The sequence below is a fragment of the Streptomyces sp. NPDC050636 genome (assembly GCF_040654775.1).
Classification (GTDB): domain Bacteria; phylum Actinomycetota; class Actinomycetes; order Streptomycetales; family Streptomycetaceae; genus Streptomyces.
Genome location: NZ_JBFAIP010000005.1, coordinates 154912 through 177804 on the forward strand (window position 1 = coordinate 154912; position 22893 = coordinate 177804).

The 22893-nt window shown below is 70.4% G+C and carries 23 protein-coding genes and 1 pseudogene; 17 read left to right on the plus strand and 7 right to left on the minus strand.

Annotated elements, in window-relative coordinates; genetic code table 11:
- Positions 1 to 65 precede the first annotated feature (65 nt).
- Positions 66 to 998: a proteasome subunit alpha gene (prcA, locus tag AB0I10_RS07880; RefSeq protein ID WP_363151459.1), complete on the plus strand. Its 933-nt coding sequence runs from the start codon at positions 66 to 68 to the stop codon at positions 996 to 998.
- A gap of 115 nt (positions 999 to 1113) precedes the next feature.
- On the opposite strand, the gene AB0I10_RS07885 is transcribed toward prcA, so the two are convergent.
- Entirely contained in the window at positions 1114 to 2190 is a 1077-nt protein-coding gene (locus tag AB0I10_RS07885) for a LacI family DNA-binding transcriptional regulator (RefSeq protein WP_363151460.1), read from the minus strand.
- A gap of 122 nt (positions 2191 to 2312) precedes the next feature.
- Between AB0I10_RS07885 and AB0I10_RS07890 the strand changes: the two genes are divergently transcribed.
- The 11 genes from AB0I10_RS07890 to AB0I10_RS07940 all read left to right on the plus strand — a co-directional run bounded on the left by AB0I10_RS07890 (position 2313) and on the right by AB0I10_RS07940 (position 13775).
- Entirely contained in the window at positions 2313 to 3572 is a 1260-nt protein-coding gene (locus AB0I10_RS07890; RefSeq protein WP_363151461.1) for an MFS transporter, read from the plus strand.
- A gap of 9 nt (positions 3573 to 3581) precedes the next feature.
- The gene (gene pafA / locus AB0I10_RS07895; protein WP_363151462.1) at positions 3582 to 4943 is read left to right on the plus strand and encodes a Pup--protein ligase; all 1362 of its coding nucleotides are present in this window, start codon (positions 3582 to 3584) and stop codon (positions 4941 to 4943) included.
- 137 nt (positions 4944 to 5080) lie between these two features.
- Entirely contained in the window at positions 5081 to 6121 is a 1041-nt protein-coding gene (locus AB0I10_RS07900; RefSeq protein ID WP_363151463.1) for an FKBP-type peptidyl-prolyl cis-trans isomerase, read from the plus strand.
- Positions 6122 to 6179: 58 nt separating this feature from the next.
- Positions 6180 to 6554: an FKBP-type peptidyl-prolyl cis-trans isomerase gene (locus AB0I10_RS07905; RefSeq protein ID WP_363151464.1), complete on the plus strand. Its 375-nt coding sequence runs from the start codon at positions 6180 to 6182 to the stop codon at positions 6552 to 6554.
- Positions 6555 to 6713: 159 nt separating this feature from the next.
- On the plus strand, positions 6714 to 7682 hold the full coding sequence (locus AB0I10_RS07910; protein ID WP_363151465.1) for a WYL domain-containing protein: 969 nt from the start codon (positions 6714 to 6716) through the stop codon (positions 7680 to 7682).
- A gap of 21 nt (positions 7683 to 7703) precedes the next feature.
- Positions 7704 to 8654 carry a WYL domain-containing protein gene (locus tag AB0I10_RS07915; RefSeq protein ID WP_363151466.1) on the plus strand — a complete coding sequence of 317 codons (951 nt, stop codon included), beginning with the start codon at positions 7704 to 7706 and terminating at the stop codon, positions 8652 to 8654.
- 56 nt (positions 8655 to 8710) lie between these two features.
- Positions 8711 to 8956, plus strand: a complete 246-nt coding sequence (locus AB0I10_RS07920) for a hypothetical protein (RefSeq protein WP_363151467.1) — start codon at positions 8711 to 8713, stop codon at positions 8954 to 8956.
- Positions 8957 to 9013: 57 nt separating this feature from the next.
- Positions 9014 to 9217, plus strand: coding sequence for a hypothetical protein (locus AB0I10_RS07925; protein ID WP_363151468.1), 204 nt, complete (start codon positions 9014 to 9016; stop codon positions 9215 to 9217).
- A gap of 222 nt (positions 9218 to 9439) precedes the next feature.
- The gene (gene tatA, locus AB0I10_RS07930; RefSeq protein ID WP_363151469.1) at positions 9440 to 9739 is read left to right on the plus strand and encodes a Sec-independent protein translocase subunit TatA; all 300 of its coding nucleotides are present in this window, start codon (positions 9440 to 9442) and stop codon (positions 9737 to 9739) included.
- A 62-nt stretch (positions 9740 to 9801) separates the two neighbouring features.
- Positions 9802 to 10764 (plus strand): twin-arginine translocase subunit TatC, encoded by a 963-nt coding sequence (gene tatC, locus AB0I10_RS07935; protein WP_363151470.1) that lies wholly within the window; start codon positions 9802 to 9804, stop codon positions 10762 to 10764.
- A gap of 194 nt (positions 10765 to 10958) precedes the next feature.
- Positions 10959 to 13775 (plus strand): DEAD/DEAH box helicase, encoded by a 2817-nt coding sequence (locus AB0I10_RS07940; protein WP_363151471.1) that lies wholly within the window; start codon positions 10959 to 10961, stop codon positions 13773 to 13775.
- Positions 13776 to 13889: 114 nt separating this feature from the next.
- Here AB0I10_RS07940 and AB0I10_RS07945 read toward each other — a convergent pair whose 3' ends face one another.
- The gene (locus AB0I10_RS07945; protein WP_363151472.1) at positions 13890 to 15062 is read right to left on the minus strand and encodes an LLM class flavin-dependent oxidoreductase; all 1173 of its coding nucleotides are present in this window, start codon (positions 15060 to 15062) and stop codon (positions 13890 to 13892) included.
- A 288-nt stretch (positions 15063 to 15350) separates the two neighbouring features.
- Between AB0I10_RS07945 and AB0I10_RS07950 the strand changes: the two genes are divergently transcribed.
- Positions 15351 to 15707: an L-rhamnose mutarotase gene (locus tag AB0I10_RS07950; protein ID WP_363151473.1), complete on the plus strand. Its 357-nt coding sequence runs from the start codon at positions 15351 to 15353 to the stop codon at positions 15705 to 15707.
- 50 nt (positions 15708 to 15757) lie between these two features.
- Here the strand turns inward: AB0I10_RS07950 and AB0I10_RS07955 are convergent, their stop codons facing one another.
- The 3 genes from AB0I10_RS07955 to AB0I10_RS07965 all read right to left on the minus strand — a co-directional run bounded on the left by AB0I10_RS07955 (position 15758) and on the right by AB0I10_RS07965 (position 18210).
- Complete coding sequence (locus AB0I10_RS07955; protein WP_363151474.1) at positions 15758 to 16690, minus strand: ADP-ribosylglycohydrolase family protein; 933 nt, start codon at positions 16688 to 16690, stop codon at positions 15758 to 15760.
- A 114-nt stretch (positions 16691 to 16804) separates the two neighbouring features.
- Positions 16805 to 17266: an ABA4-like family protein gene (locus AB0I10_RS07960; RefSeq protein ID WP_363151475.1), complete on the minus strand. Its 462-nt coding sequence runs from the start codon at positions 17264 to 17266 to the stop codon at positions 16805 to 16807.
- Entirely contained in the window at positions 17263 to 18210 is a 948-nt protein-coding gene (locus tag AB0I10_RS07965; protein ID WP_363151582.1) for a hypothetical protein, read from the minus strand. Before AB0I10_RS07965 ends, AB0I10_RS07960 begins: the two co-directional genes overlap by 4 nt.
- Before the next feature lie 226 nt (positions 18211 to 18436).
- Between AB0I10_RS07965 and AB0I10_RS07970 the strand changes: the two genes are divergently transcribed.
- Complete coding sequence (locus AB0I10_RS07970; protein ID WP_363151476.1) at positions 18437 to 19096, plus strand: MerR family transcriptional regulator; 660 nt, start codon at positions 18437 to 18439, stop codon at positions 19094 to 19096.
- Between the two features lie 87 nt (positions 19097 to 19183).
- Here AB0I10_RS07970 and AB0I10_RS07975 read toward each other — a convergent pair whose 3' ends face one another.
- Both AB0I10_RS07975 and AB0I10_RS07980 read right to left on the minus strand, forming a co-directional pair.
- A complete protein-coding gene (locus AB0I10_RS07975) occupies positions 19184 to 20041 on the minus strand; it encodes a siderophore-interacting protein (protein WP_363151477.1) in 858 nt (285 codons plus the stop codon).
- 69 nt (positions 20042 to 20110) lie between these two features.
- Positions 20111 to 21025 (minus strand): 5'-3' exonuclease, encoded by a 915-nt coding sequence (locus tag AB0I10_RS07980; RefSeq protein ID WP_363151583.1) that lies wholly within the window; start codon positions 21023 to 21025, stop codon positions 20111 to 20113.
- Between the two features lie 73 nt (positions 21026 to 21098).
- Between AB0I10_RS07980 and AB0I10_RS07985 the strand changes: the two are divergent.
- The 3 genes and pseudogenes from AB0I10_RS07985 to AB0I10_RS07995 all read left to right on the plus strand — a co-directional run.
- A pseudogene (locus tag AB0I10_RS07985) lies at positions 21099 to 21533 on the plus strand (glycine/betaine ABC transporter ATP-binding protein); the annotation flags it as partial.
- Positions 21534 to 21665: 132 nt separating this feature from the next.
- Positions 21666 to 22100, plus strand: coding sequence for a hypothetical protein (locus tag AB0I10_RS07990; RefSeq protein WP_363151478.1), 435 nt, complete (start codon positions 21666 to 21668; stop codon positions 22098 to 22100).
- 63 nt (positions 22101 to 22163) lie between these two features.
- Complete coding sequence (locus AB0I10_RS07995) at positions 22164 to 22889, plus strand: helical backbone metal receptor (protein ID WP_363151479.1); 726 nt, start codon at positions 22164 to 22166, stop codon at positions 22887 to 22889.
- Positions 22890 to 22893: the final 4 nt, after the last annotated feature.

Below are 22893 nucleotides of genomic sequence, written 5' to 3' on the forward strand. Positions count from 1 at the left end.
GGGAGCCCCACGCCAGTGATAGAGCTCCAGTGAGGGAGCCATTGACAGGAAGGGACGGATAGCCGGTGTCGACGCCGTTCTATGTCTCACCCCAGCAGGCCATGGCCGATCGCGCCGAGTACGCCCGCAAGGGCATCGCGCGTGGCCGCAGTGTCGTGGTGCTGCAGTACACCGACGGCGTGGTCTTCGTCGCCGAGAATCCTTCCCGCGCCCTGCACAAGGTCAGCGAGATCTATGACCGCATCGCCTTTGCGGCGGTCGGCAAATACAACGAGTTCGAGAATCTGCGGATCGGTGGCGTGCGGTATGCCGATTTGCGGGGTTATACCTACGACCGTGCGGACGTGACCGCGCGCGGTCTCGCGAATGTCTATGCGCAGACGCTCGGCACGATTTTCTCCAGCGCCGCCGAGAAGCCGTACGAGGTGGAGTTGATCGTCGCCGAGGTCGGCAATGCGCCCGAGGATGATCAGATCTACCGGCTGCCGCATGACGGGTCGATCGTGGACGAGCACGGTTCGGTCGCGGTGGGTGGCAATGCCGACCAGATCAGCAGCTATCTGGACCAGCATCACCGTGATGGGATGACGCTGGGCGAGGCGCTGAAGCTGGCCGTCGAGTCGCTGTCGCGGGACACCAACGGCAGTGAGCGCACGCTGACCGCCGAGCAGCTTGAGGTCGCGACGCTGGACCGTACGCGGCCGCAGCAGCGGAAGTTCAAGCGGATTCTGGGGCGTCAGCTGTCGCGGTTGCTGGATGAGCACAGCGGTTCCGAGGCCGAGAAGCCGGCGGAGGGCGCGGAAGGCGATGCCGGGGAGGCCGGGGAGTCTTCGGGTGCCGGTGAGTCCGCCGGAAACGGCAAGGGTGCCGGGAGCGGTAAGGGCGCCGACACCAAGGGTGCCAAGGGGAAGGGCGGTTCCGGGTCTTCGGATGCGGATTCCGCGGATTCCGGTGATTCCCCGGACGGTTCTGAGGGGTCGGCGGAGTCGAAGGACTGAGCAAGTGCTGGGCAGGTATTGAGCATTGTTTCCGGGCCTGTGCCCGGATCGCGCGCCCCGGTGGGTCATCGCCCGCCGGGGCGCGCGGCGTTGGGGGTGGGGGAGGGCGCACGGCTCATGTCGTGTGGTCGGTGTCGGTCGGTGGTGGGGCCGTGGAGCCGCGGGTGATGAGCTGGACCGGCAGGGTGGGGGCTTCGGGGCGGTCGCCGTCCAGTACGGCCATCAGGGCCCGCATGCCGGCCGCGCCGAATTCCTCGGCGGGCAGCCGTACGGTGGTCAGCTCCGGTTCGACGGCGACGGCGAGGGCGAGGTCGTCGAATCCGGTGACGGAGATGTCTTCGGGGATGCGCAGGCCTAGGCGGCGTACGGCCTTGCAGGCGCCCGCGGCGATGATGTCGTCGTCGCAGAGCAGGGCGGTGGGGCGGGGGCCGGGGCCGGTCAGTGCGGCGTGCGCGGCGTGCAGTCCGCCGTCGACCCCGAGCGCGGCGGGGTGGTGGCGCAGCAGTGTGCCGGGTGTCCCGTGCAGTGTTTCGGCCAGGGTGCGGGCGCGTAGCCGGAAGGTCCAGGAGTCCACGCCGGCCGTGAGGTGGGTGATCCGGCGGTGGCCGAGGGAATGCAGGTGGGTGGCCAACTGCCGTACGCCGTCGGCGATATCGAGGTTGACGGTGGCGGTGGCCTGGTCGTCGTCCGGGTCGCTGTCGAGCATCACCAGGGGGAGGCCGGCGTCCCGTAGTGCGGTGAGGGCGTCGGCGGCCATGGAGGAGGCGATGACGCCGTCGAGGGTGGCGGATGCGGAGTCGAAGGGGTCGCGGGCGGGTCCGATGCCCTCGGGGGAGGGGTAGAGCACTACGCCGAAGCCGTGATCGGCGGCGATACGGGCCGCTCCGGTGTAGACGCAGGCGAAGAATTCGGTGGTGAGGGCGGGGACGACGAGCAGGGCGGTGCGGGTGCGGCCCATGCGCAGGTTGCGGGCGGCGAGGTTGGGGCGGTAGCCGAGTTCGCGGGCGGCGGCCCGTACGGCCTCGGCCTTGGTTTCCGAGACCCGGCCGCGCCATTTGTCGCCGAGGACGAGGGAGACGGCGGCCTGTGAGACTCCGGCGGCGCGTGCGACGTCGCGGCTGGTGACGCGGGTGGCGGCGGTCGGGCGGGGCGGCTCGCGGCGGGCCGGTGGGCTGGCCTGGTTGCTGGTCACCGGTGCGTCACTCCTCATGCTCGGCCGCTGCGGGGTGGACCCGCGGGTTGCGGCCATGGTACGTATAACGCCGAAGGTTATACGTATTACGTCCGGGCTGGGCCGGACGGAGAGGGGCGGGAATGGCCGCGGGATATGCGGATCTGCTCAGGACCCGGCACGCGGCCCGGCTCCTGCTGGGCACCTTGGTCGGCAGGCTGCCGAACGCCACCGCGTCGTTGGCCATCGTGCTCTTCATCCGCGCCGAGGGCGGCAGCTACGCGATCGCCGGCGCCCTCTCCGCGGTCTACGGCGTCTTCACCGCCGTCGGCCAGCCGTTGCTGGGCCGCGCCGTGGACCTCTACGGCCAGCCGCGGGTGATGCTGCCCGCCGCGGTGCTCTCCGCTCTCGGGATGGCGCTGCTGGCTGCCGTCGGCCTGGATGTGCCGTGGTTGGCGTATGTAGCCATGGTGATCGCCGGTTTCTTCACCCCGCCCCTGGAGGGCGGTCTGCGGGCGTTGTGGCCCGGGATCCTCAAGCGCGAGGACCGGGTGCACGCCGCGTACGCGCTGGACGCGGTCGCACAGGAAGTCATGTTCGCGGTGGGGCCGTTGCTGGTCACGCTGTCCGTGGCGGCCTGGTCGGAGCGGGTCGCGGTGCTGGTCGTCAATCTTCTCGGGGTGCTCGGCGCGCTCTCCGTCGTCGTCTCGAAGCCGTCCAGGCAGTGGCGCAGCGGGCCGCGTGATGCGCACTGGTTGGGCGCGCTGCGTTCGTCGGGGATGCTGGTGTTGATCGGGGCGTTCTTCTTCGTCGGGCTGGCGCTGGGCTCGATAGCGGTCGCGGCGGTGGCGTACTCCGACGAGTACGGCGGCGGAATGATCTCCAGCTATCTGCTCTCCGCGCTCGGCGTCGGCGCGCTGGTCGGCGGCCTCGTCTACGGTGCCCGTGAGTGGCCCGGTCGCCCGGAGAACCGGCTGCGATTGCTCATCGCCCTTCTGGCGCTGGGGTATCTGCCGCTGATGCTGGCTCCAGGTGTCTTCGGGATGACGGTGCTGGCGGGTGTCGCCGGCGTGTTCCTGGCGCCGGCGCTGGCCTGTGCGTTCGTGGTGGTGGACCGGCATGCGCCCAAGGGCACCGTGACGGAGGCGTTTTCGTGGCTGGTGACGACGTTCGGCGTCGGAGCGGCGGCGGGCTCCTCGGTGGTGGGCCCGGCGGTGGAGGGCGGTGGTTCGGCGGCGGGCTTCGCGGTGGCCGGTGCCGGCGGGGTGGCGGCGCTGCTCGTGCTTTTGTCGACGAAGCGATTTCTTGGGGATCCCGTGCAGCGCACGGAAGGTGCCCGCCCGGCGGAAAATGATCGAAACGGGGCCGTCGAACCCGGTTTCAGAGCAGGCCATCAGGCGTAATGTTCAGTCATGGACCGCCGCATTTTCGGGCTGGAGAACGAGTACGGCGTCACGTGCACGTTCAGGGGACAGCGCCGACTGTCGCCTGACGAAGTGGCGCGGTACCTCTTCCGCCGTGTTGTGTCATGGGGCCGCAGCAGCAATGTCTTCCTGCGGAACGGCGCCCGCCTGTACTTGGACGTGGGATCGCATCCGGAATACGCAACCCCCGAGTGCGACAACGTGACCGAACTGGTCACCCACGACAAGGCCGGCGAGCGCATTCTCGAAGGCCTGCTCGTCGACGCCGAACGCCGCCTGCACGAGGAGGGAATCGCGGGCGACGTCTATCTCTTCAAGAACAACACCGATTCGGCGGGAAACTCCTACGGCTGCCACGAGAACTATCTCGTCGCCCGCCATGGTGAGTTCTCCCGGCTCGCGGACATCCTCATTCCGTTCCTCGTCACGCGTCAGCTGCTGTGCGGCGCGGGCAAGGTGCTGCAGACGCCGCGGGGCGCCGTGTACTGCGTGAGTCAGCGTGCCGAGCACATCTGGGAGGGTGTCTCCTCGGCCACGACCCGTTCCCGTCCGATCATCAATACCCGCGATGAACCGCATGCGGATGCCGAGCGTTACCGCCGGCTGCATGTCATCGTCGGTGACTCCAATATGTCCGAGACGACCATGCTGCTCAAGGTCGGGGCCACCGATCTCGTGCTGCGCATGATCGAGGCGGGCACGGTAATGCGTGATCTCACACTGGAGAATCCGATCCGGGCAATTCGTGAGGTCAGTCACGACATCACCGGTCAGCGCAAGGTGCGGCTGGCAAGCGGGCGGGAGGCGTCGGCTCTCGAAGTGCAGCAGGAGTACTACGAAAAGGCCGTTGATTTCTGCGACCGTCGGGGAATCCGCACGGGAACCGTCGAGCAGGTCCTGGAGTTGTGGGGCCGCACCCTGGAGGCGATCCGGGACGAGGAGCTCGACCGTATCTCGACAGAGATCGACTGGGTGATGAAACATCAGCTCATCGAGCGGTATCGCGCAAAGAACAACATCACCATGTCCCACCCACGAGTGGCGCAGATAGACCTCGCATATCACGACATCCACCGTCGCCGGGGGCTTTACTACCTCCTGGAGCGGAAGGGTCAAGCGGCGCGGATCTGCAACGACTTGAAGATCTTCGAGGGCAAGTCGGTGCCGCCGCAGACCACTCGCGCCCGGCTGCGCGGTGACTTCATCCGGCGGGCTCAGGAGCAGCGCCGCGATTTCACCGTCGACTGGGTGCATCTCAAGCTCAATGACCAGGCGCAGCGCACGGTCCTGTGCAAGGACCCGTTCCGTTCCGTCGACGACAGAGTGGAGAAGCTGATCGCCGGGATGTGACCCGCGGGGAATGCGGTGGTGTGCCGGGAGCGCGAATGCTCCCGGCACATTGCTGTGTTGCGTCGGGAAACGCTCGGGGGAACAGGTCGTAGAGTGGCGGGCATTGCCCATCCACCCCCACGAGCCGAGTTGGACAGATGCTGAAATCTCCCGGGGAACGCGCCCCGTACCGCTCGTTCACGAAGAACACCCGCCGCGCCGCCGCCGCTGCGCTGGCCGTGCCCCTTCTGCTGTTCACCGCCGCATGCGGTTCGGACGACGACAAGGGCACGTCCCCGGCGGCGGTCGCCACGGTGAAGGGCGATGTCGGGGAAAAGCCCAAGATCACCGTTGCGAAGAACGCGAAGGCGCCCGACCAGGTGGTCACCAAGACCGTCGTCGCGGGCAAGGGTGCGGCCGTGAAGGCGGGCGACAACGTTCGTGTGGACTACGCGGGGCAGCTGATGAAGGGGCAGAGCTTCGGCAGCAGCTGGGACGTCCAGCCCGGCGCGGACAAGAACGCCCCCAAGCGCCAGCTCGTCTTCGAGCTCAATGATCAGCTGCCGCAGATGCAGCAGAACCTGCCGGTCCCGGTGAAGGCGCTGGAGGCGCTGGAGGGGAAGAAGATCGGCAGCCGTGTCGAGGTGGAGGGGACCGCCAAGGCGCTCATCGGCGAGGTGAACCCGCAGGCGGGCATCAAGCCCGGGGACGGCCTGGTGTTCGTCTTCGACATCGCCGGTGCCACGCATGTCGACAAGAAGGCTCAGGTCAAGGGCGAGCAGGCGGCGCCGGAGGACGGTATGCCGGAGGTGAAGGCCGAGGGGCAGAAGGCCGCGGTGATCACCATTCCCGAGGGGGAGAAGGCGCCCACCAAGCTCAAGGAGCAGGTGCTCATCAAGGGCAAGGGGCCCGAGGTGAAGGCCCGTGACGCGCTTGTCGCGCAGTACACCGGCGTGAAGTGGCGGGACGGCAAGAAGTTCGACTCCTCCTGGGACCACGGCGGTGCGACCGCTTTCCAGATCGGCACCGGGAGCGTCGTCAAGGGCTGGGACAAGGGTCTGGTCGGCAAGCACGTCGGTGACCGGGTGCTGCTCGCGATTCCCGCGGATCTCGCCTACGGGGACGAGCCCCCGCAGGGCAGCGGTCTCGCCAAGGGAGACGCGCTGGTCTTTGTGGTCGACATCGTCGGCACCTTCTGACCTGCATCTGCGAGACTGACTCAGCAAATCGTAAAGATTCGTAAGTAGGAGCACATACGTGAGCATCGACAAGCCCGAGATCGACTTTCCTGATGGCCCGGTTCCCACCGATCTTGAGATCGTGGACCTGTGGGAGGGTGACGGGGCGGTCGCCAAGGCGGGGGACTTCGTGAAGGTCCACTATGTCGGCGTCGCCTTCAGCACGGGCGAGGAGTTCGACGCGAGCTGGAACCGTGGCAACCCGCTGGAGTTCCAGCTGGGCGCCGGCCAGGTCATCGCCGGCTGGGACCAGGGCGTGCAGGGCATGAAGGTCGGTGGCCGCCGCAAGCTGACCATCCCCGCGCACCTCGCGTACGGCGACCGTGGCGCCGGCGGCGGCCGGATCGCCCCGGGCGAGACGCTGATCTTCGTCTGCGACCTGGTCTCCGTCTGAGACCAACGCTGACCCGCTGAGTAAGCCCCCGCTCCCTTCTGACTGCCCTACGGGCGGACGAAGGGAGTGGGGGCTTACTCGTCCGGCTTTTGCCACAGGCACCCTGAGCGGTACGGTCAACGGTCGGGAAGTACAACGGGAAATCGCGAAAGGGCGTCGATGGCGATTGCCAAGGCCGAGCGGCTGATGAACCTGGCGCTGTGCCTGCTGGGGACGCGACGCCCGCTGACCAAGCGTGAGCTCAGGTCGTCCATCGAGGCCTATATCGAGGCGAACAGCGACGAATCCTTCAGTCGCATGTTCGAGCGGGACAAGGAAGATCTGCGCGAGCTGGGCCTGGTGATCGAGACCGTCGACGGCATCGACGGCGATGTCGGGTATGTGGCCCGCCGCGACAGCAACCGCCTCCCCCCGATCACTCTGGACGCCGAGGAGGCCGCCGCCCTCGGGCTGGCCGCCAAGATCTGGCAGCAGGCCCGGCTCGCCGGTGCCGCCAGTGGCGCGCTGCAGAAGCTGCGGGCGGCCGGGATGCCGCTGGCCGCGGACGGTGAGGACATCGACGCCGGGCAGCCGCACAGCGCGCTCGAACCCCGCATCCCGGCCCATGAGGCGGCCTTCGAGCCGCTGATGCTGGCCTGCCGGGACCGCCGCCCGGTGGTCTTCGACTACCGCAAGTCGAATGCCGCCCGCCCCGAGCAGCGGCAGGTCGAACCGTGGATCCTGGAGTGCTGGCGCGGCCATTGGTACATGGCCGGCTGGGACCGTGACCGCAAGGCCGAGCGGGTCTTCCGGCTGTCCCGGATCACCGGCAAGGTCCGTTCCCGCCAAGGGAAGTTCACCGCACCGGTGCCCGATCACGTCACCGTCCGCGAGACCGTCGAGAGCTGGGCCGGCGAGACCGCCACCGGAACCGCGAAGATCAAGCTCCGCGCCGAACACGGCTACCCGCTGCGCGCCCGCGCGCTCTCCGTACGGGAGTTGGGCGACGGCTGGGACGAGCTGGAGATCCCCAACGGGCACGGATTCGACGCCTGGCTGGTGGAGTTCGGGCCGGACGTGGTGGTGCTGGAACCCGCCGAACTGCGGGCCGATGTCGTGGACCGGCTGCGTGCCGTGGCCAAGGGCTGAGAGAGACGGGACGCACACTCCATGGCTACGAACGCGATCGACCAGACCCGGCGGATGCTGTCGCTGGTGACCTATCTGCGCGAGCGCCCCGGCGCGCGCGTCGGTGACGTCGCCCGCGCCTTCGGCATCACCGAGGACGAGCTGATCACCGACCTCGACATACTGCCGATGTGCGGTACGAGCTTCCGGGGCGGCGACCTCCTGGACATCGACACCGACGGCGACCGCATCTGGTGGCACAACCCCGACGATGTCGCCGAACCGCTTCGGCTGGCGGCCGACGAGGCCACCGCGCTGCTGGTCGCGGCCCGTGCCGTGGCCACCCTCCCCGGTCTGCGCGAGGGCGACCGGCAGGCGCTGCTGCGGGCCACCGCGAAGCTGGAGGCGGCGGCCGGTGAGGCGGCCGGCGCCAGCTCCCGGCTCTCGGTGACCTTCGAGTCCGAGGGCGGGGTCTTCGCCGACGTGGACCGCGCCATCGCCGAACGGCGCCGGTTGTGGCTGCGCTACTACTCCCCGGCCCGCGATGAGCTGACCGAGCGCGAGGTGGACCCGATCCGGCTCTTCGCCGTCGGCCACACGTATGTAGAGGCCTGGTGCCGGCTCTCGGAGGCCCGGCGGACCTTCCGGCTCGACCGGGTCGCCGAGATCAAGCTGCTGGACGCGCCCGCCGACCCGCCGCCGATCGAGCTGCGTGATCTGTCCGAGGGCCTGGTGCAGCCCGCGGCCGAGGACCCCGAGGTGTCCATCGAGGTCGGGCCCGGTGGCCGCTGGGTCGCCGAGTACTACCCGCACGACAGCGCCGAGGAGCTGCCCGACGGCGGGCTGCGCATCACCCTGCGCACCCCCGACCCGGCCTCGCTGCGGCGCCTCGCGCTGCGGCTGGGCAGGGACGGCCGGATCGTGTCGCCGCGGGCCCTCGCCGACAGCGCGCGGCAGGCGGCGAGCCAGGCGCTGGCGGCGTACGGCGAGTGACCGCGGCACACCGGTGGCCGTAAGCTCCGATCACCGCAAGGAGGAGGCAGCGAAGGATGACGACCACGATGGCGACGATGACCGCTCCGGTGCTCTTCAAGGCGGCCTGCCCGGACTGCCGGGGCCGCTTCGAACTGGCCTCGGACGCCTTCCGGCTGGCCATCGGCGCCAGCAGCCGCACCACCTTCTACTCCTTCACCTGCCCCGACTGCGGCAGTTCGGTGCGCAAGCCGGCCGGTGAGCGGATCATCGAGCTGCTGACCGACGGCGGGGTCCGGACGCTGCGGCTGCACACCGGCTGACCGGCCCGGTGTGACGCAGGGCGGGCTCCCCTCGGTGACGCCCGATAGGCTCGCCTCATGCTCTGGCCCATGATCGCTATCGCCCTCGGCTTCCTCGGCATCGCCGTGCTCGGCGTCCTCGCCGTCCGCGTCTTCGTCGAAGTACGGCGGCTGGCCCGTGAGGTGGGCACGGCGTCGGACCGGATCCAGCGGGCCGCACAGGATCTGGAGCGGGCCGCGACCCCGCTCGCCGCCCGCGCCCATGAAGTCGGTACCGACTGACGGCGGCGCTCTGCTGCCTCGGAGATCCGGGAGGTACGCTGCATCAGCGTGTGGTCTGTGAGGCAGGCGGGCCGCGTGTCAGGGAGGCAATCCGGAGTATGCACGGGGATTGCCGAGCGTTTACCACCGAACGTTACGATCGAGGTAGCACCAGGACGCCAGTCCGACCCCCATTCGGCAGGCACCACAGCAGACGCCGCCCCGGCGAGAAGGTAGTCGCACATGCTCAGCAACCTGAGGCCCATCGAGATCGTTCTGATCCTCGCCGTCATTGTGCTGCTGTTCGGCGCGAAGAAGCTCCCGGACATGGCGCGTTCGCTCGGCAAATCCGCTCGCATCCTCAAGAGCGAGGCCAAGGCGATGAAGAAGGAAGGCGAGGCGGACGGCGGTGCCACGACGGGCACCACGTCCGAGGCGCCCTCCGACGCCGCGCAGCAGACCCCTCGTACGATTCAGGCGGCTCCCGGTGATGTGACCAGCTCGCGCCCGGTGGCCGAGCCGAACACCACCAACAAGAGCTGACCCGAGCCGATCCAGTCGCCGGCCCGATCGGGAACGGCTGATGTACGAGACGAGGAAGTGGGTTGCTCAAGTCCGCCCGCAAGCAGGAGAAGGACCCCGAGGGGCGGATGCCGCTCGCGGCGCATCTGCGTGAGCTGCGCAACAGGCTGCTGAAGTCGGTGCTGGCGATCGTGGTGGTCACCGCCATCGCGATGTGGCAGTACGAGCCGCTGGCCCACTTCATCACGGGCCCGGTCATCGACGCCGTGGGTTGCCCCAAGGGCACCTCCACCACCGGGCCGCGGACACACCCTTGCGCCGAGATCACCGCGAACGGTCTGCTGGCACCGTTCACCATCCTGCTCAAGCTGTCCCTCACCGCCGGCGTCGTCGTCGCCAGCCCCGTGTGGCTCTATCATCTCTGGGCCTTCCTCGCGCCGGGCCTGCACAAGCACGAGAAGAAGTACGCGCTGAGCTTCGTCGGCGCCGGTGTACCGCTCTTCCTCGGCGGCGCCTACCTCGCCTACGCGGTGCTGCCGACCACCGCGGGCGCGCTGGTCGGACTGACCCCCAGCGAGTGGGCCAACCTCTTCCCGGCGGACGAGTTCCTCGACATCGTCACGCGCATGGTCGTGGTCTTCGGCCTGGCCTTCGAGCTGCCGCTCCTCCTGGTGCTGCTGAACATGGGTGGGGTACTCACCGGCCGCCGGATCCTGGGCTGGTGGCGGTTCATGGTGCTGGGCATCACGGTTTTCTCGGCGCTCGCGACACCCACCGGTGACCCGCTGACGATGGGCCTGCTGGCTATCCCGATCGTGGTGCTGTACTTCGGCGCCGTCGGCATCTGCCTGCTCAACGACCGCCGCCGTAAGCGCAGCAACCCGGACGCGGACCTCGATGACGACGAGGCGTCCGAGCTCGATCTGACGCCCGAGGGCATCGGCGGGACCGAGCCGGTCGCCTCCGGCCGGATGCTCCCGGAGCAGGCGAGCGGTGAGCCGGGCGACGAGGTGAGCCGCCGCGGCGGCTATGACGACGTGACATGACCTTTTGTGCAACGGCTGTGACCTGATGTGACCGGACGGTCTTCGGCGGCCCCGTGCTCTGCGAGCCGGGGCCGTTCGCCTGTCCGGACGCCGAACGGCAGCCGTGGCTCCGTCGGTGAAGGGCTGCCCGTGGGTAAAGGGCAGCCATAAAGATCCGGTCGTTGTCAGAGGCGGCCGGTAGTCTCGTAAGCACGATGACCGAGGACATGTCCCCTGCTGAGCGCTATGCCGCCGCCAAGCTCAGGGCGGCCGAGCAGGCCACCGCACTCGCCCCTTTCCGAGAGATGTACGACTTCGGGCTGGATCCGTTCCAGGTCGAGGCGTGCCAGGCCCTGGAGGCCGGCAAGGGAGTGCTGGTCGCGGCCCCCACCGGATCCGGCAAGACGATCGTGGGCGAATTCGCCGTCCACCTGGCCCTGGAGCAGGGCCGGAAATGCTTCTACACCACGCCGATCAAGGCTCTGTCCAACCAGAAGTTCACGGACCTGGTCAAGCGCTACGGCGCCGACAAGGTCGGCCTGCTGACCGGCGACAACAGCATCAACTCCGAGGCGCCGGTGGTCGTGATGACCACCGAGGTGCTGCGGAACATGCTCTATTCCGGCTCGCAGTCGCTGGTCGGCCTCGGCTATGTGGTCATGGACGAGGTGCACTATCTCTCCGACCGCTTCCGCGGCGCCGTCTGGGAAGAGGTGATCATCCACCTGCCCGCTTCGGTGACGCTGGTGTCGCTGTCGGCCACGGTCTCCAACGCCGAGGAGTTCGGTGACTGGCTGGACACGGTCCGTGGCGACACCGAGGTGATCGTCGCCGAGGAACGGCCGGTGCCGCTGTGGCAGCACGTCCTCGCGGGCCGCCGGATCTACGACCTGTTCGAGGAGCGGGACGGTCAGGGCGGCGGCCGCCGTGAGGTCAACCCCGACCTGGAGCGGCTGGCGCGGATGGAGAACAGCCGGCCGACGTTCGGCCGGGACAAGCGCCGCGGCCGCACGATGCGGGAGGCGGACCGCGAGCGCGAGCGGCGGCAGCGCAGCCGGATCTGGACGCCCAGCCGCCCCGAGGTGATCGACCGCCTCGACAACGAGGGCCTGCTGCCCGCGATCACCTTCATCTTCAGCCGCGCCGGCTGCGAGGCGGCCGTCCAGCAGTGCCTGGCGTCGGGCCTGCGACTCAACGACCAGGAGGGGCGCGAGAAGGTCCGCCGCATAGTGGAGGCGAGGACGGCCGGAATCCCGGACGACGACCTCCATGTGCTGGGCTACTTCGAGTGGCTGGAGGGCCTGGAGCGGGGCATCGCCGCCCACCACGCCGGCATGCTGCCGACCTTCAAGGAGGTCGTCGAGGAGCTCTTCGTCCAGGGGCTCGTCAAGGCCGTCTTCGCCACCGAGACGCTCGCGTTGGGCATCAACATGCCTGCGCGGTCCGTGGTGTTGGAGAAGCTCGTCAAGTGGAACGGCGAGCAGCACGCCGACATCACCCCCGGCGAGTACACCCAGCTCACCGGTCGCGCCGGGCGCCGTGGCATCGACATCGAGGGCCATGCCGTGGTGCTGTGGCAGCGCGGCATGGACCCGGGCGCGCTGGCCGGCCTCGCCGGGACCCGTACGTATCCGCTGCGCTCCTCCTTCAAGCCGTCGTACAACATGGCGGTCAACCTCGTCTCGCAGTTCGGCAGGCACCGTTCGCGGGAGCTGCTGGAGATGTCCTTCGCGCAGTTCCAGGCCGACAAGTCGGTGGTCGGGATCTCGCGGCAGGTCCAGAAGAACGAGGAGGGCCTGGCCGGCTACCGCGGCTCGATGGTCTGCCATCTCGGCGACTTCGAGGAATACTCCCGGCTGCGGCGGGAGTTGAAGGACCGTGAGACGGAGCTGGCCAAGCAGGGCGCGGCGCAGCGGCGGGTGGCGGCCGTCGCGGCGCTGGAGAAGCTCAAGCCGGGCGATGTCATCCATGTGCCGACGGGCAAGTACGCGGGTCTGGCGCTGGTGCTCGACCCGGGCACGTCCCCGGGGCGGACGAACGGCCACCGCGGCTTCGATGCGCAGGAGGGCCCGCGGCCGCTGGTGCTGACCGCCGAGCGGCAGGTCAAGCGGCTCGCGTCGATCGACTTCCCGGTGCCGGTCAGCGCGCTGGACCGGATGCGCATCCCCAAGTCGTTCAACGCCCGCAGCCCGCAGTCGCGGCGCGATCTGGCGTCCGCGCTGCGCACCAAGGCCGGCCATCTGGTGCCCTCGCGGCACCGCAAGCCGCGCTCCGAGGCGGCCGACGACCGGGACATCACCCGGCTGCGTACGGCGCTCCGCGCGCACCCCTGCCACGGCTGCGACGAGCGCGAGGACCACGCCCGCTGGGCCGAGCGCTATCACCGTCTGCTGCGCGACACCCGCCAGTTGGAGCGCCGGATCGAGGGGCGGACCAACACCATCGCGCGCACCTTCGACCGGATCTGCGCGCTGCTGACCGAGCTGGACTACCTCGAAGGGGACTCCGTCACCGACGAGGGCCGGCGGCTGGCCCGGCTCTACGGCGAGCTGGATCTGCTGGCGAGCGAATGCCTGCGGGACGGCGTCTGGGAGGGGCTCGGCCCGGCGGAGCTGGCGGCGTGCGCGTCGGCGCTGGTGTACGAGGCGCGCCAGGCGGACGACGCGGTGGCACCCAAGCTGCCGTCCGGCCGGGCTCGGGACGCGCTGGCGGAGATGGTGCGTATCTGGGGCCGGCTGGATGCCCTGGAGGAGGACCACAAGATCAACCAGGCGGAGGGCGTCGGCCAGCGCGAGCCGGACCTGGGCTTCGCATGGGCCGCGTACCGCTGGGCCTCCGGTTTCGGCCTCGACGAGGTGCTGATGGAGGCGGAGATGCCGGCCGGTGACTTCGTCCGCTGGTGCAAGCAGCTGATCGATGTCCTCGGCCAGATCGCGGCGGCGGCCCCGCCCGGCGGCTCGGTGGCGCGTACGGCCCGTAAGGCCGTGGACGGCGTGCTGCGGGGCGTGGTGGCGTATTCGTCGGTGGGCTGAGCAGGGTTGGCACGAGCCGGTTCGAGCGGGCCGGTTCGGCTGAGGACGGCGCCCGTCCACCCCGTTGAGGGGGGCGGGCGCCGTCGCTGTGCTACGCGGTGCGGTGGCGCGGAGCTATGACGCGTGCCGGTCCGCCGCCGGGACCGCCGCTTGCTCCGAAGCCCGCTCTGCCGCCCGCTCCGAAGCGCGTTCCGCCGCCCGCTCCGCGTCCCGCTTGGCGACCTCCTCGCGGACGATCGGGATGACCTGCCGCCCGAAGTCGATCGCGTCGTCGAGCAGGTCGTAGCCGCGGGCGGAGAGGATGTCCACGCCCAGGTCGTAGTAGTCGAGCAGCGCCTGCGCGACGGTCTCCGGTGTGCCGACCAGGGCCGTGGAGTTCCCCGCGCCGCCGGTTTCCGCGGCGGTCGGGGTCCACAGCGCCCGGTCGTGCCGCTCGCCCTCGGCGGCGACCGCGAGCAGCCGCTGCGAGCCGGTGTTCTGCGGGTTCGTCAACGGGTGCCGGCGGCTGAGCGCGCCGCCCGCCTTACGCGCCCTTATCCGCTCCAGGGTGCGGTGTGCCTTTTCCCAGGCCAGCTCTTCCGTGGGCGCGATGACCGGCCGGAAGGCGACCTGGATCCTGGGGACATCGGTACGGCCCGCCGCCAGCGCCGCCGCCTTGACCGAGGCGATCTGCTCCGCGGTCTGTGCCAGCGGTTCGCCCCACAGGCAGTAGATGTCCGCCTCGGCGCCGCCCGCCGCGTACGCCGCGGCCGAGGAGCCGCCGAACGACACCTGCGGATGCGGCTGTTGGACGGGGAAGGTGTCCGAGACGAAGTCGTGGAAGCGGTAGTGCGTGCCCTCGTGGTCGAAGGGCTCGTGGCTGGTCCACGCTTTCTTGACGATGCGGATGTATTCACGGGTGCGGTCGTAGCGCTCGTCCTTGGTGAGGGTGTCGCCCTCGCGGCGCTGTTCGTGATCGTTGCCGCCGGTGATGAAGTGCACCGCGAGCCGGCCGTCGCTGATCCGGTCCAGCGTCGCGAAGGTCTTTGCGGCGAATGTCGGATAGGAGACGTTGGGGCGGTGGGCCACCAGGAGTTGCAGGGTTTCGGTGCGCGCGGCGATGTAGGCCGCGGCCGGGGACGGGTCGGGGGAGCCGGAGCCGTAGGCGAACAGCACCCGGTCCCAGCCGTACTCCTCGTGGGCGCGGGCGAGCTTCAGCGTGTAGTCCTTGTCGAAGGACACGCCGGAGCGCGGGGTGACTTCGGAACCGTCGTTGGTTGCGGCAATGCCGAGAAACTCGACAGGCATGGGCGTGGCCTCGTCTTCTCGTAGGTCATGCGCTTCATGGCATGGGCGTACGGGATCGCCGTACGGGGAGGGGTGGTGCGCTACGGAGAAGTCAGCGGCAACAAGAGGCGGACCACACTCGACCGAAGTCGATGTGGTCGCGGGTGACCAGCCGTTGCTGAGGACGCATGCGATCAGTGGAACAGGTAGATGCGTGCGCCGTCAACCAATTGCTGGAGGGAGCGGCGGAGTTCGTCAGGGGCGGCCGGCCCGGTGTCGCCGGTGGGGCGGGTGGTGCAGGATGCCGCCATGAGTGCGACCAGCGGCGAAGAGACCGTCCCCGTGCGGCGTTTCGGAAAGCTCATCAAGCTGCGTCCCGAGCACCGCGAGGAGTATCTGCGGCTGCACGAGGCGGCCTGGCCGGACGTGCTGGCGATGATCACCGCCTGCAATCTCCGCAACTATTCCATCTTCCTGGAGGGCGATCTGCTCTTCTCCTACTTCGAGTACGTCGGCGACGACTACGCCGCCGATATGGCGCGGATGGCGGCCGATCCCTTGACCCAGGCGTGGTGGCGGCTCACGGATCCGTGCCAGGAACAGACCGAGGGGGCCGTAGCGGGAGAGTGGTGGACGCCGATGCGGGAGGTCTTCCACCACGGCTAGGCCCTGACCCGTCGGACAGGCCCGAGCGCCGGTTGCCGGCGGCCCTGGTGTCACCCGCCGGCGTGCAGCAACCGTTCGGCCAGCGTGGTCAGTTCGGCGCTACGCAGCACCGTGTCGCCGAAGCCGGGCAGAGGTACGTGCAGTGGGCGCGTCCAGCCGTCCGGGATCGCGGACGCGCCGTACACCGCGCCGGCCAGCCCACCGGTGACCGCCGCGACGGTGTCGGTGTCCCCGCCGAGGTCGATCGCGGCGCCCAGCGCGTCGGCGTACGAGCCGGTGGTGCGCAGCGCCCAGAGCGCGGAGCCCAGGCAGGGCCAGACCGCGCCGTTGAACTCGGTAGCCAGCTCGGGGTGCCAGTCGGGGGCCAGGACGACGGCCCAGCGGTCGTGGTGGTCCGGGTGCACGGCCGCGAGGGCGTCCGGCACGGCGGCGAGCGGATCGGCTCCGTCCAGGGCGGTCCTGACCAGTTCGTGGAAGACGGCGGTGCCCTCCCAGGCCGCGCGGTCGCCGTGGGTGAGTGCGGCCAGCCGCCGGGCGGCGTCCATCGTCGTCGTACGGCCGCGCCCGGCGAAGTACACGGCCGACGGGGCGGTGCGCATCAGGGAGCCGTTGCCGGCGGCGCGCGCGTTGATCTCGAAGTGCGCTGCGGCCGCGCGGTCCCAGGGCAGCCCGCTGCCGAGTACGTCCTCGGTCTGCAGCCCGATGTCCTTCGGGCCGCCCGCGGCCCAGCGCTGGAAGCGGCGGAAGACGTCGGGGAGATCGAGGCCGCCGCGCGCCAGCAGCGACTGGGCGGTGAGCACGGCCATCTGTGTGTCGTCGGTGGCCTCGCCCAGGTCCCAGCCGCCACCCGCATGCATCTCTCCCAGGCCGTCCGGGAATCGGGCGGTGTACGCGCCGGGCTCGCCGAACTCGAAGGGCGCGCCGAGTGCGTCGCCGACGGCGGAGCCCAGGACGGCGCCGATCGCCCGTTCGTCGCGGTTCACGGTGCCCCCTGGTGTGCCGGTGTGTTCGCTCGCCGCAGGTTATCGCCCGGTGGTAGCCGCGCCGGTGGGGTGACCGCCGCAGCGATCACCTCACCGGCTCGGACGGCAATCCCGTCAGGTGAGGGAGCGTTCGCCGGGCGAAGGGTGCCGGCCCGCCCGGGACCGGACCCCCGCGCGGATACCGATGAAGAGCAGGACGCCGATGGGGGAGAGCACGATGGTCAGCACCAGCAGCGGTCCCATCACCAGGGGGTGGATGCCGAGGGCGCGGGCCTCGCGGTACATCCACTGGCCCAGGAACAGATCCCAGGCGATGACCTGGGCCCAGATGGCACCGGCGCCGCCGCCGAGGGTCAGCAGCTCCTGGAAGCCGGCCAGGTCGGGGCGGCTCACCGCGGCCCACAGCTGCGGGAACACCGGTAGCGCCAGGGCGAGATAGACGGCGATGACCGGCACCATCGGGAGCGGGGAGGCGGCGATCCGGTCGGTCCACCGCCACCCGGGGGCGAGGATCAGCAGCGCCCAGAACGGTGCCGCGAGGTAGAACGCCAGGTCGAAGAGGGCGCTGTGGGTCATGCCGTGAACTCCTTGGCGGGGGTGGGGGATTGGGTGGTGGCGCCGCCGGGCGCGCCGGTGAGGGGCGACTCGTCGTCCGGTGTGGGGCGTCCGCGCAGGGCCGCGAAGGTGCCCGCCGCCGTGCCCACCGCGATGGCGCCGAGTGCGGCGAGGGTCGCCGTGTCCGGGCGGAACAGGGCCTGCCCGCGCAGCGCCTGCCAGGTCACCAGCGCGAGCAGCGCGGCGGAGCAGCCGGCCGCGACCAGGACCAGGCGCAGTCGTACCCGGGCGTCCCGGAGCCGGGTGAACCGTCCGGCCAGTGCCTCGATCCCGTAGAGGAAGAGGGGGAGTGCCTGGAGGGCGTGCATCCCGAAGAAGTGCGGGATGCGCAGATCGCCGCCGGTGGTGTTCCAGCCGGTGAGCGGCATGGACGGGCCGCCGTCGGGGACGCCGACGCTGTGCGCGCCGATGGTGGTGGCCAGATCGCCCGCGGCCTGCTGGGCCGGGGTGGGCAGCACCATCAGGCCGCCCAGCAGCAGACCGGCCAGTGCGAGCAGCAGGCCGAGCCGGATCGCCCAGGTCGTGGCCCGGTCGCCCAGGCGGGCCCGGAAGAGGAGCAGCGCGATGACGAAGGTGCCTGCCCACAGTGCGGCGATGGTGATCCCCATGACCAGGAACAGGCCCCGGTCCAGCGGGGTTTCGATGTTGAAGTGGCTGCGCCGGCCGCGCACCGTCTGGCCGGTGATGACCGCCATCTCGATGAGACCGGCCACGACGACGGTGTGTGCGGACCACTGGCCGACCCGGCTCGGGGCGGTGCGCCGCGACAGCATCCAGGCGAGGGTGAGCCCGTAGGCGGCGAACGACACCGAGAACTTGAGTGGCTTGAACCAGATCGGCGCGCCCACCAGGACGCGGTCATCGACGATCAGACCCACCGCCGAGACGACGGCGAGCGCCGCCATCGCCCAGGAGAAGGCGAGCAGCGAACGGTAGCGGGACATGGGGCGGAATTCGGACAGCAACGGGTGTTTGGGCATGCGGATCCCCCAGCAGGACGGATAGTAGCGCTTCCCACTATCTGATAGCTGGACTATCTATGATGAGGAGTGGATTGGCAAGGCCGGGGAAGCGATCAGGGGGACCCGGAGATACGCCGGGACGCAGGCCCGGGACAGGGGAGGGCGGCAGATGCGCATCGGGGAATTGAGTCGCGAGACGGGTGTGGCGGTCCCGACGATCAAGTACTACGTCCGCGAGGGGCTGTTGCCCGCGGGCCGGCTGACCAGCCCGAACCAGGCAGGCTACGACGACAGTCATGTCCGCAGGCTGCGGCTGATCCGCGGGCTGATGGACGTCGGAGGACTCTCGGTCTCGGCCGTTCGAGAGGTGTTGGCCGCCGTCGACTCATCCGACGAGTCCGTGCACAAGGTGCTCGGCGCGGCGCAGTTCGCGATCACCCCGCCGTCCACCGGTGAACCCGAGGGCCTGGAGGAGGCGCGGCGCGCGGTGGCGGAGCTGGTGCGCCGCCGCGGCTGGCATGCCGAGCCGGATCATCCGTCCGCCGAGGCGATGGCCGTCGCGCTGGCCACCTTCCGGCGTGTCGGGCACGGCGCGTTCGAGGAGGTCCTGGACGACTACGCCGAGGCGTGCGAGCGGATTGCCGCCGCCGATCTGGCGTACGTGGGGCGTCATGCGGAGGTCGACGGGATCGTGGAGAGCGTGGTGGTGGGGACCGTGCTCGGGGATGCGGTGCTCGCGGCGATGCGCCGGCTTGCGCATGTGGACGCCTCGGCCCGGCAATACGACGAGGGCGCCCGCGGCGTGTCCGGCGGAGCAGACACGCCCTGAATCGCGGGCGCCCTCGGGTGATGCGGTTCAGGCCTGTCCGGTGGATCAGGCCATAGGACTTACTCGTCTAAGCACGGTGCGGTGGCGTCAGGCGGCCGCCGCCGGTGCGGACTCCTGCTCGGCCTCCACCTGCTGGTTCCAGTCCCGCTTGGACGCCTGCCAGCCGTCCTCGTCGTGGCCGGTGCGCCAGTAGCCGGAGATCGACAGGGCCTCGCGGGGGACCTCGTGCTCGATCCGCAGCAACCGGCGGAGCTCCTTCACGAAGCCCGCCTCGCCATGGACGAACGCCTGCACCTGACCGGCCGGAAACTCCAATGCCCGTACGGCGGCGACCAGTTCGCGGCCGACCGGCGCGCCGCCCCGGTACAACCAGGTGATCTCGGCGCCGGCCGGTGCGTCCAGTTCCTGCCGCTCCTCCGGGCCCGCCACCTCGATGAAGGCGCGTACCGGTGAGCCCGCGGGCATCCGGGACAGGGAGGCCGCGATCGCCGGGAGCGCGCTCTCATCGCCGGCCAGCAGATGCCAGTCGGCGTCGGCCTGCGGGACGTACGCGCCGCCGGGGCCGAGGAAGAGCACCTCGTCGCCCGGCTTCGCGGCCGCCGCCCACGGCCCGGCGAGGCCCTGGTCGCCGTGCACCACGAAGTCGACGGTCAGTTCGCGGGCCGCGGCGTCCCAGGAGCGCACGGTGTACGTACGGGTCCTGGGCCACTGGGCGCGCGGGAAGTCGGCGCGGATCTGTGCGATGTCGAACGGCTCGGGGTAGCTCACGCCGGGCAGCGGGAAGACCAGCTTGACGTAGTGGTCGGAGTACTCGCCGGCGGTGAACTCCGCCAGTCCCGCACCGCCCAGCACGACGCGGACCATGTGCGGGGTGAGCCGCGCGGTGCGCACCACCTGGGCGCGGTGCACTGCGGGCTTTTTGCGGGACGGACGTTCTGCTGCCACGGCAATCTCCCCTGACGCGGTCGTGGGTTGGACCCAACTTGTGAGTTAGGTATACCTAACCTAACAGCTTCACCTCTGGAGTGTGGTGAGCAACCGCTGCAAGGACCCGCCCAGGCCCCACTGGACGGCCAGTGCCTCCAGTTGCTCGGGATGGGCCGGCTCGGTCGGCAGCGCGGGATCGACGTCCGGAACCGGCACGTCGGTGGCGACCCGCACGACCTTGGGGGCGACCTCGATGTACGGCCGTGCCTCGGTCAGCCGCTTGCGTTGGGTGGGGGTCAGCTTCGAGGCGGGGTCGGCGGCGGCGGCCATGATTCCCGCCAGGTCGCCGTACGCGTCCAGCAGTTTCGCGGCGGTCTTCTCGCCGACGCCCGGCACGCCCGGCAGGCCGTCGCTGGGGTCGCCGCGCAGCAGCGCCAGATCGGCGTAGCCGGACCCGTCCACGCCGTACTTCTCGCGCAGCAGCGCCTCGTCGGTGATCTGCAGCGTGCCGACGCCCTTGAGGGGATAGAGGATGCGGATGCCGCGCCGGTCGTCGATCAACTGGAAGAGGTCGCGGTCGCCGGTGACGATGTCCACCGGGCCCGCCGCCCGGCCGGTCAGGGTGCCGATGACGTCGTCGGCCTCGTAGTCCGCGGCCCCGATACGGGCGATGCCGAGCGCGTCGAGGACGTCCTCGATCACCGGGACCTGGGGGGAGAGGGTGTCCGGGATCTCCTCCACATCGGGGTCGGCGGAGCCCTCCGGGGCCTCCTCGGCGACCCGGTGTGCCTTGTAGGAGGGGATCAGATCGACCCGCCACTGGGGGCGCCAGTCGAAGTCCATGCAGGCGACCAGGTCATCGGGGTGGTGGTCCTGGACGAGCCGGGCGATGAAGTCCAGCAGGCCGCGCACCGCATTGACGGGTGTGCCGTCCGGGGCTTTGACCGAATCCGGTACCCCGAAATAGGCGCGGAAGTAGAGAGAGGCGGTGTCGAGGAGCATCAGGCGTCGAGTCACATCCCGCATGATGCCGTATGCCCCATACGTCACACAGATGTGAGCTGAACCACCGTTGATCGCCGTCATGCGCGACGGCCGCATCGTGCAGGTCGGCAGCGCCGAGGACATCCTCGTCCGGCCGGCCAACGACTACGTCGCGTCCTTCATCCAGGACGTGGACCGCACCCGGGTACTGACCGCGGGCGCGATCATGGCCGACCCGGACACCGTGCTGGGCACCGCCGCCTCCGAGGGCAAGACGCTCCGCACCGCCGAAGAGTTCCTCGCGGCCGCGCCCGCCACCGTCAAGGCCGGCACCCCTCTCGTCGAGCTGTTCACCCCCTGCTCGGCCAGTACCGTCCCGGTCGCCGTCACCGACGAGCAGGGCACGCTCATCGGCGCCGTACGGGCCGACCGGCTGCTCGCCGTCCTCGGTGAGCCCGCTCAGCAGGACGATGCGCACCCGGTCCCGGACGTGCCGACCCAGGGCAAGGACTCGGGAGCCGCGTAGGCCCCTCTGATGGAGTACCTGCCCCCCGACCGGACGCGCCCGCCTCGCGACGCCACGGGAACGGTGATTCGCTGCGAGTGCGCCGGTTGTCCCTCGTGGCCGCCGCGGCCGCGGCCGGCGCAGGAGACGACCGTGAACGCTGTGCGTATATCCGCCGTCGCCCTGATCGGCGCCGCCACCCTGGCGTTCGCCGCGCCCGTCGCCTCCGCGCAGGTCGCGCCGAATCCGGTGACGGCCGGCCAGCGGGTGAACATCAGTGACGGCAGGCACTGCGACGCGGCCCGGGGCGCCAGTGCGGCCTCGGCGCTCTTCGGTCCGGTGGTCCTCAAGCGGGGTACCCGCGGCATGGTCGCCGACGCGACGGTCGCCGAGGGCACGACGCCCGGCCGCTACAAGGTCACCATCGAGTGCGGGCCGGGCGGCGCGCGGTTCACCGAGACCGTCACCGTGCGCGGTGCCGGCGTGCACGGGGTGAACACGACCCAGGCGGCCGGCGGGCTGGCCCTGCTGGTGCTGGCCGGCGGTGCGGCGTATCTGCTCCGCCGCACCGTCAGCACGCGGTTCTGAGCAGGGAGTTCACTGGGCGAACGGCACAGCCGGCGTGGGCGGGGCGCCGCGTACGGTGGGGTGATGTCCCCTAGCCGCGTGGTCTCCCTCGTGCCGTCCCTCACCGAAGCGGTGGCCGCCTGCGCGCCCGAGCTGCTCATCGGTGCCACCGACTGGTGCAGCCATCCCGCCGGGCTCGACGTGACCCGTATCGGCGGGACCAAGAACCCCGACACCGCCCGGATCGCCGCCCTCGCCCCCGACCTCGTGATCGCCAACGAGGAGGAGAACCGCCCGGCGGACCTCGCGGCGCTGCGGGCCGCGGGGCTGGACGTCCTCGTCACCGAGGTCCGGACCCTGGACCAGGCACTGCGCGAGCTGGCGCGCGTCCTGGTGCGCGGCTGCGGCCTGCCCAGGCCCGACTGGCTGGACGCCGCCGAGGCCGCCTGGCGGGAGCTGCCGGCCGCACCGGTCGAGCTCGCCGCCGTGATCCCGATCTGGCGGCGGCCGTGGATGGTGCTGGGCCGGGACACCTTCGCCGGCGATCTCCTCGCCCGCCTCGGCGTACGGAACCTCTACGGCCGGCACGCCGACCGCTACCCCCGCATCCCGGTTGCGGAACTGAACGCCGGCGGCGCCGACCTCGTCGTCCTCCCGGACGAGCCGTACCGCTTCACCGCGCAGGACGGCCCCGAGGCGTTCCCCGGCCTGCCCGCCGCGCTCGTCAGCGGACGCCATCTCACCTGGTACGGGCCGTCGTTGGCGGAGGCCCCCGGCGTCCTGGCGGCGGCCGTCGCCGCGGCACGGTGAGCCG

What these genes read in the sequence shown, in the direction of transcription:
- AB0I10_RS07890 (WP_363151461.1), top strand. Translation starts at nt 2,313, where the DNA reads ATGGCCGCGGGATATGCGGATCTGCTCAGGACCCGGCACGCGGCCCGG.
- pafA (WP_363151462.1), top strand. Translation starts at nt 3,582, where the DNA reads ATGGACCGCCGCATTTTCGGGCTGGAGAACGAGTACGGCGTCACGTGC.
- AB0I10_RS07900 (WP_363151463.1), top strand. Translation starts at nt 5,081, where the DNA reads ATGCTGAAATCTCCCGGGGAACGCGCCCCGTACCGCTCGTTCACGAAG.
- AB0I10_RS07910 (WP_363151465.1), top strand. Translation starts at nt 6,714, where the DNA reads ATGGCGATTGCCAAGGCCGAGCGGCTGATGAACCTGGCGCTGTGCCTG.
- AB0I10_RS07915 (WP_363151466.1), top strand. Translation starts at nt 7,704, where the DNA reads ATGGCTACGAACGCGATCGACCAGACCCGGCGGATGCTGTCGCTGGTG.
- AB0I10_RS07920 (WP_363151467.1), top strand. Translation starts at nt 8,711, where the DNA reads ATGACGACCACGATGGCGACGATGACCGCTCCGGTGCTCTTCAAGGCG.
- AB0I10_RS07925 (WP_363151468.1), top strand. Translation starts at nt 9,014, where the DNA reads ATGCTCTGGCCCATGATCGCTATCGCCCTCGGCTTCCTCGGCATCGCC.
- tatA (WP_363151469.1), top strand. Translation starts at nt 9,440, where the DNA reads ATGCTCAGCAACCTGAGGCCCATCGAGATCGTTCTGATCCTCGCCGTC.
- AB0I10_RS07940 (WP_363151471.1), top strand. Translation starts at nt 10,959, where the DNA reads ATGACCGAGGACATGTCCCCTGCTGAGCGCTATGCCGCCGCCAAGCTC.
- AB0I10_RS07945 (WP_363151472.1), bottom strand. Translation starts at nt 15,062, where the DNA reads ATGCCTGTCGAGTTTCTCGGCATTGCCGCAACCAACGACGGTTCCGAA.
- AB0I10_RS07950 (WP_363151473.1), top strand. Translation starts at nt 15,351, where the DNA reads ATGAGTGCGACCAGCGGCGAAGAGACCGTCCCCGTGCGGCGTTTCGGA.
- AB0I10_RS07960 (WP_363151475.1), bottom strand. Translation starts at nt 17,266, where the DNA reads ATGACCCACAGCGCCCTCTTCGACCTGGCGTTCTACCTCGCGGCACCG.
- AB0I10_RS07965 (WP_363151582.1), bottom strand. Translation starts at nt 18,210, where the DNA reads ATGGCGGCGCTCGCCGTCGTCTCGGCGGTGGGTCTGATCGTCGATGAC.
- AB0I10_RS07970 (WP_363151476.1), top strand. Translation starts at nt 18,437, where the DNA reads ATGCGCATCGGGGAATTGAGTCGCGAGACGGGTGTGGCGGTCCCGACG.
- AB0I10_RS07980 (WP_363151583.1), bottom strand. Translation starts at nt 21,025, where the DNA reads ATGCTCCTCGACACCGCCTCTCTCTACTTCCGCGCCTATTTCGGGGTA.
- AB0I10_RS07995 (WP_363151479.1), top strand. Translation starts at nt 22,164, where the DNA reads ATGTCCCCTAGCCGCGTGGTCTCCCTCGTGCCGTCCCTCACCGAAGCG.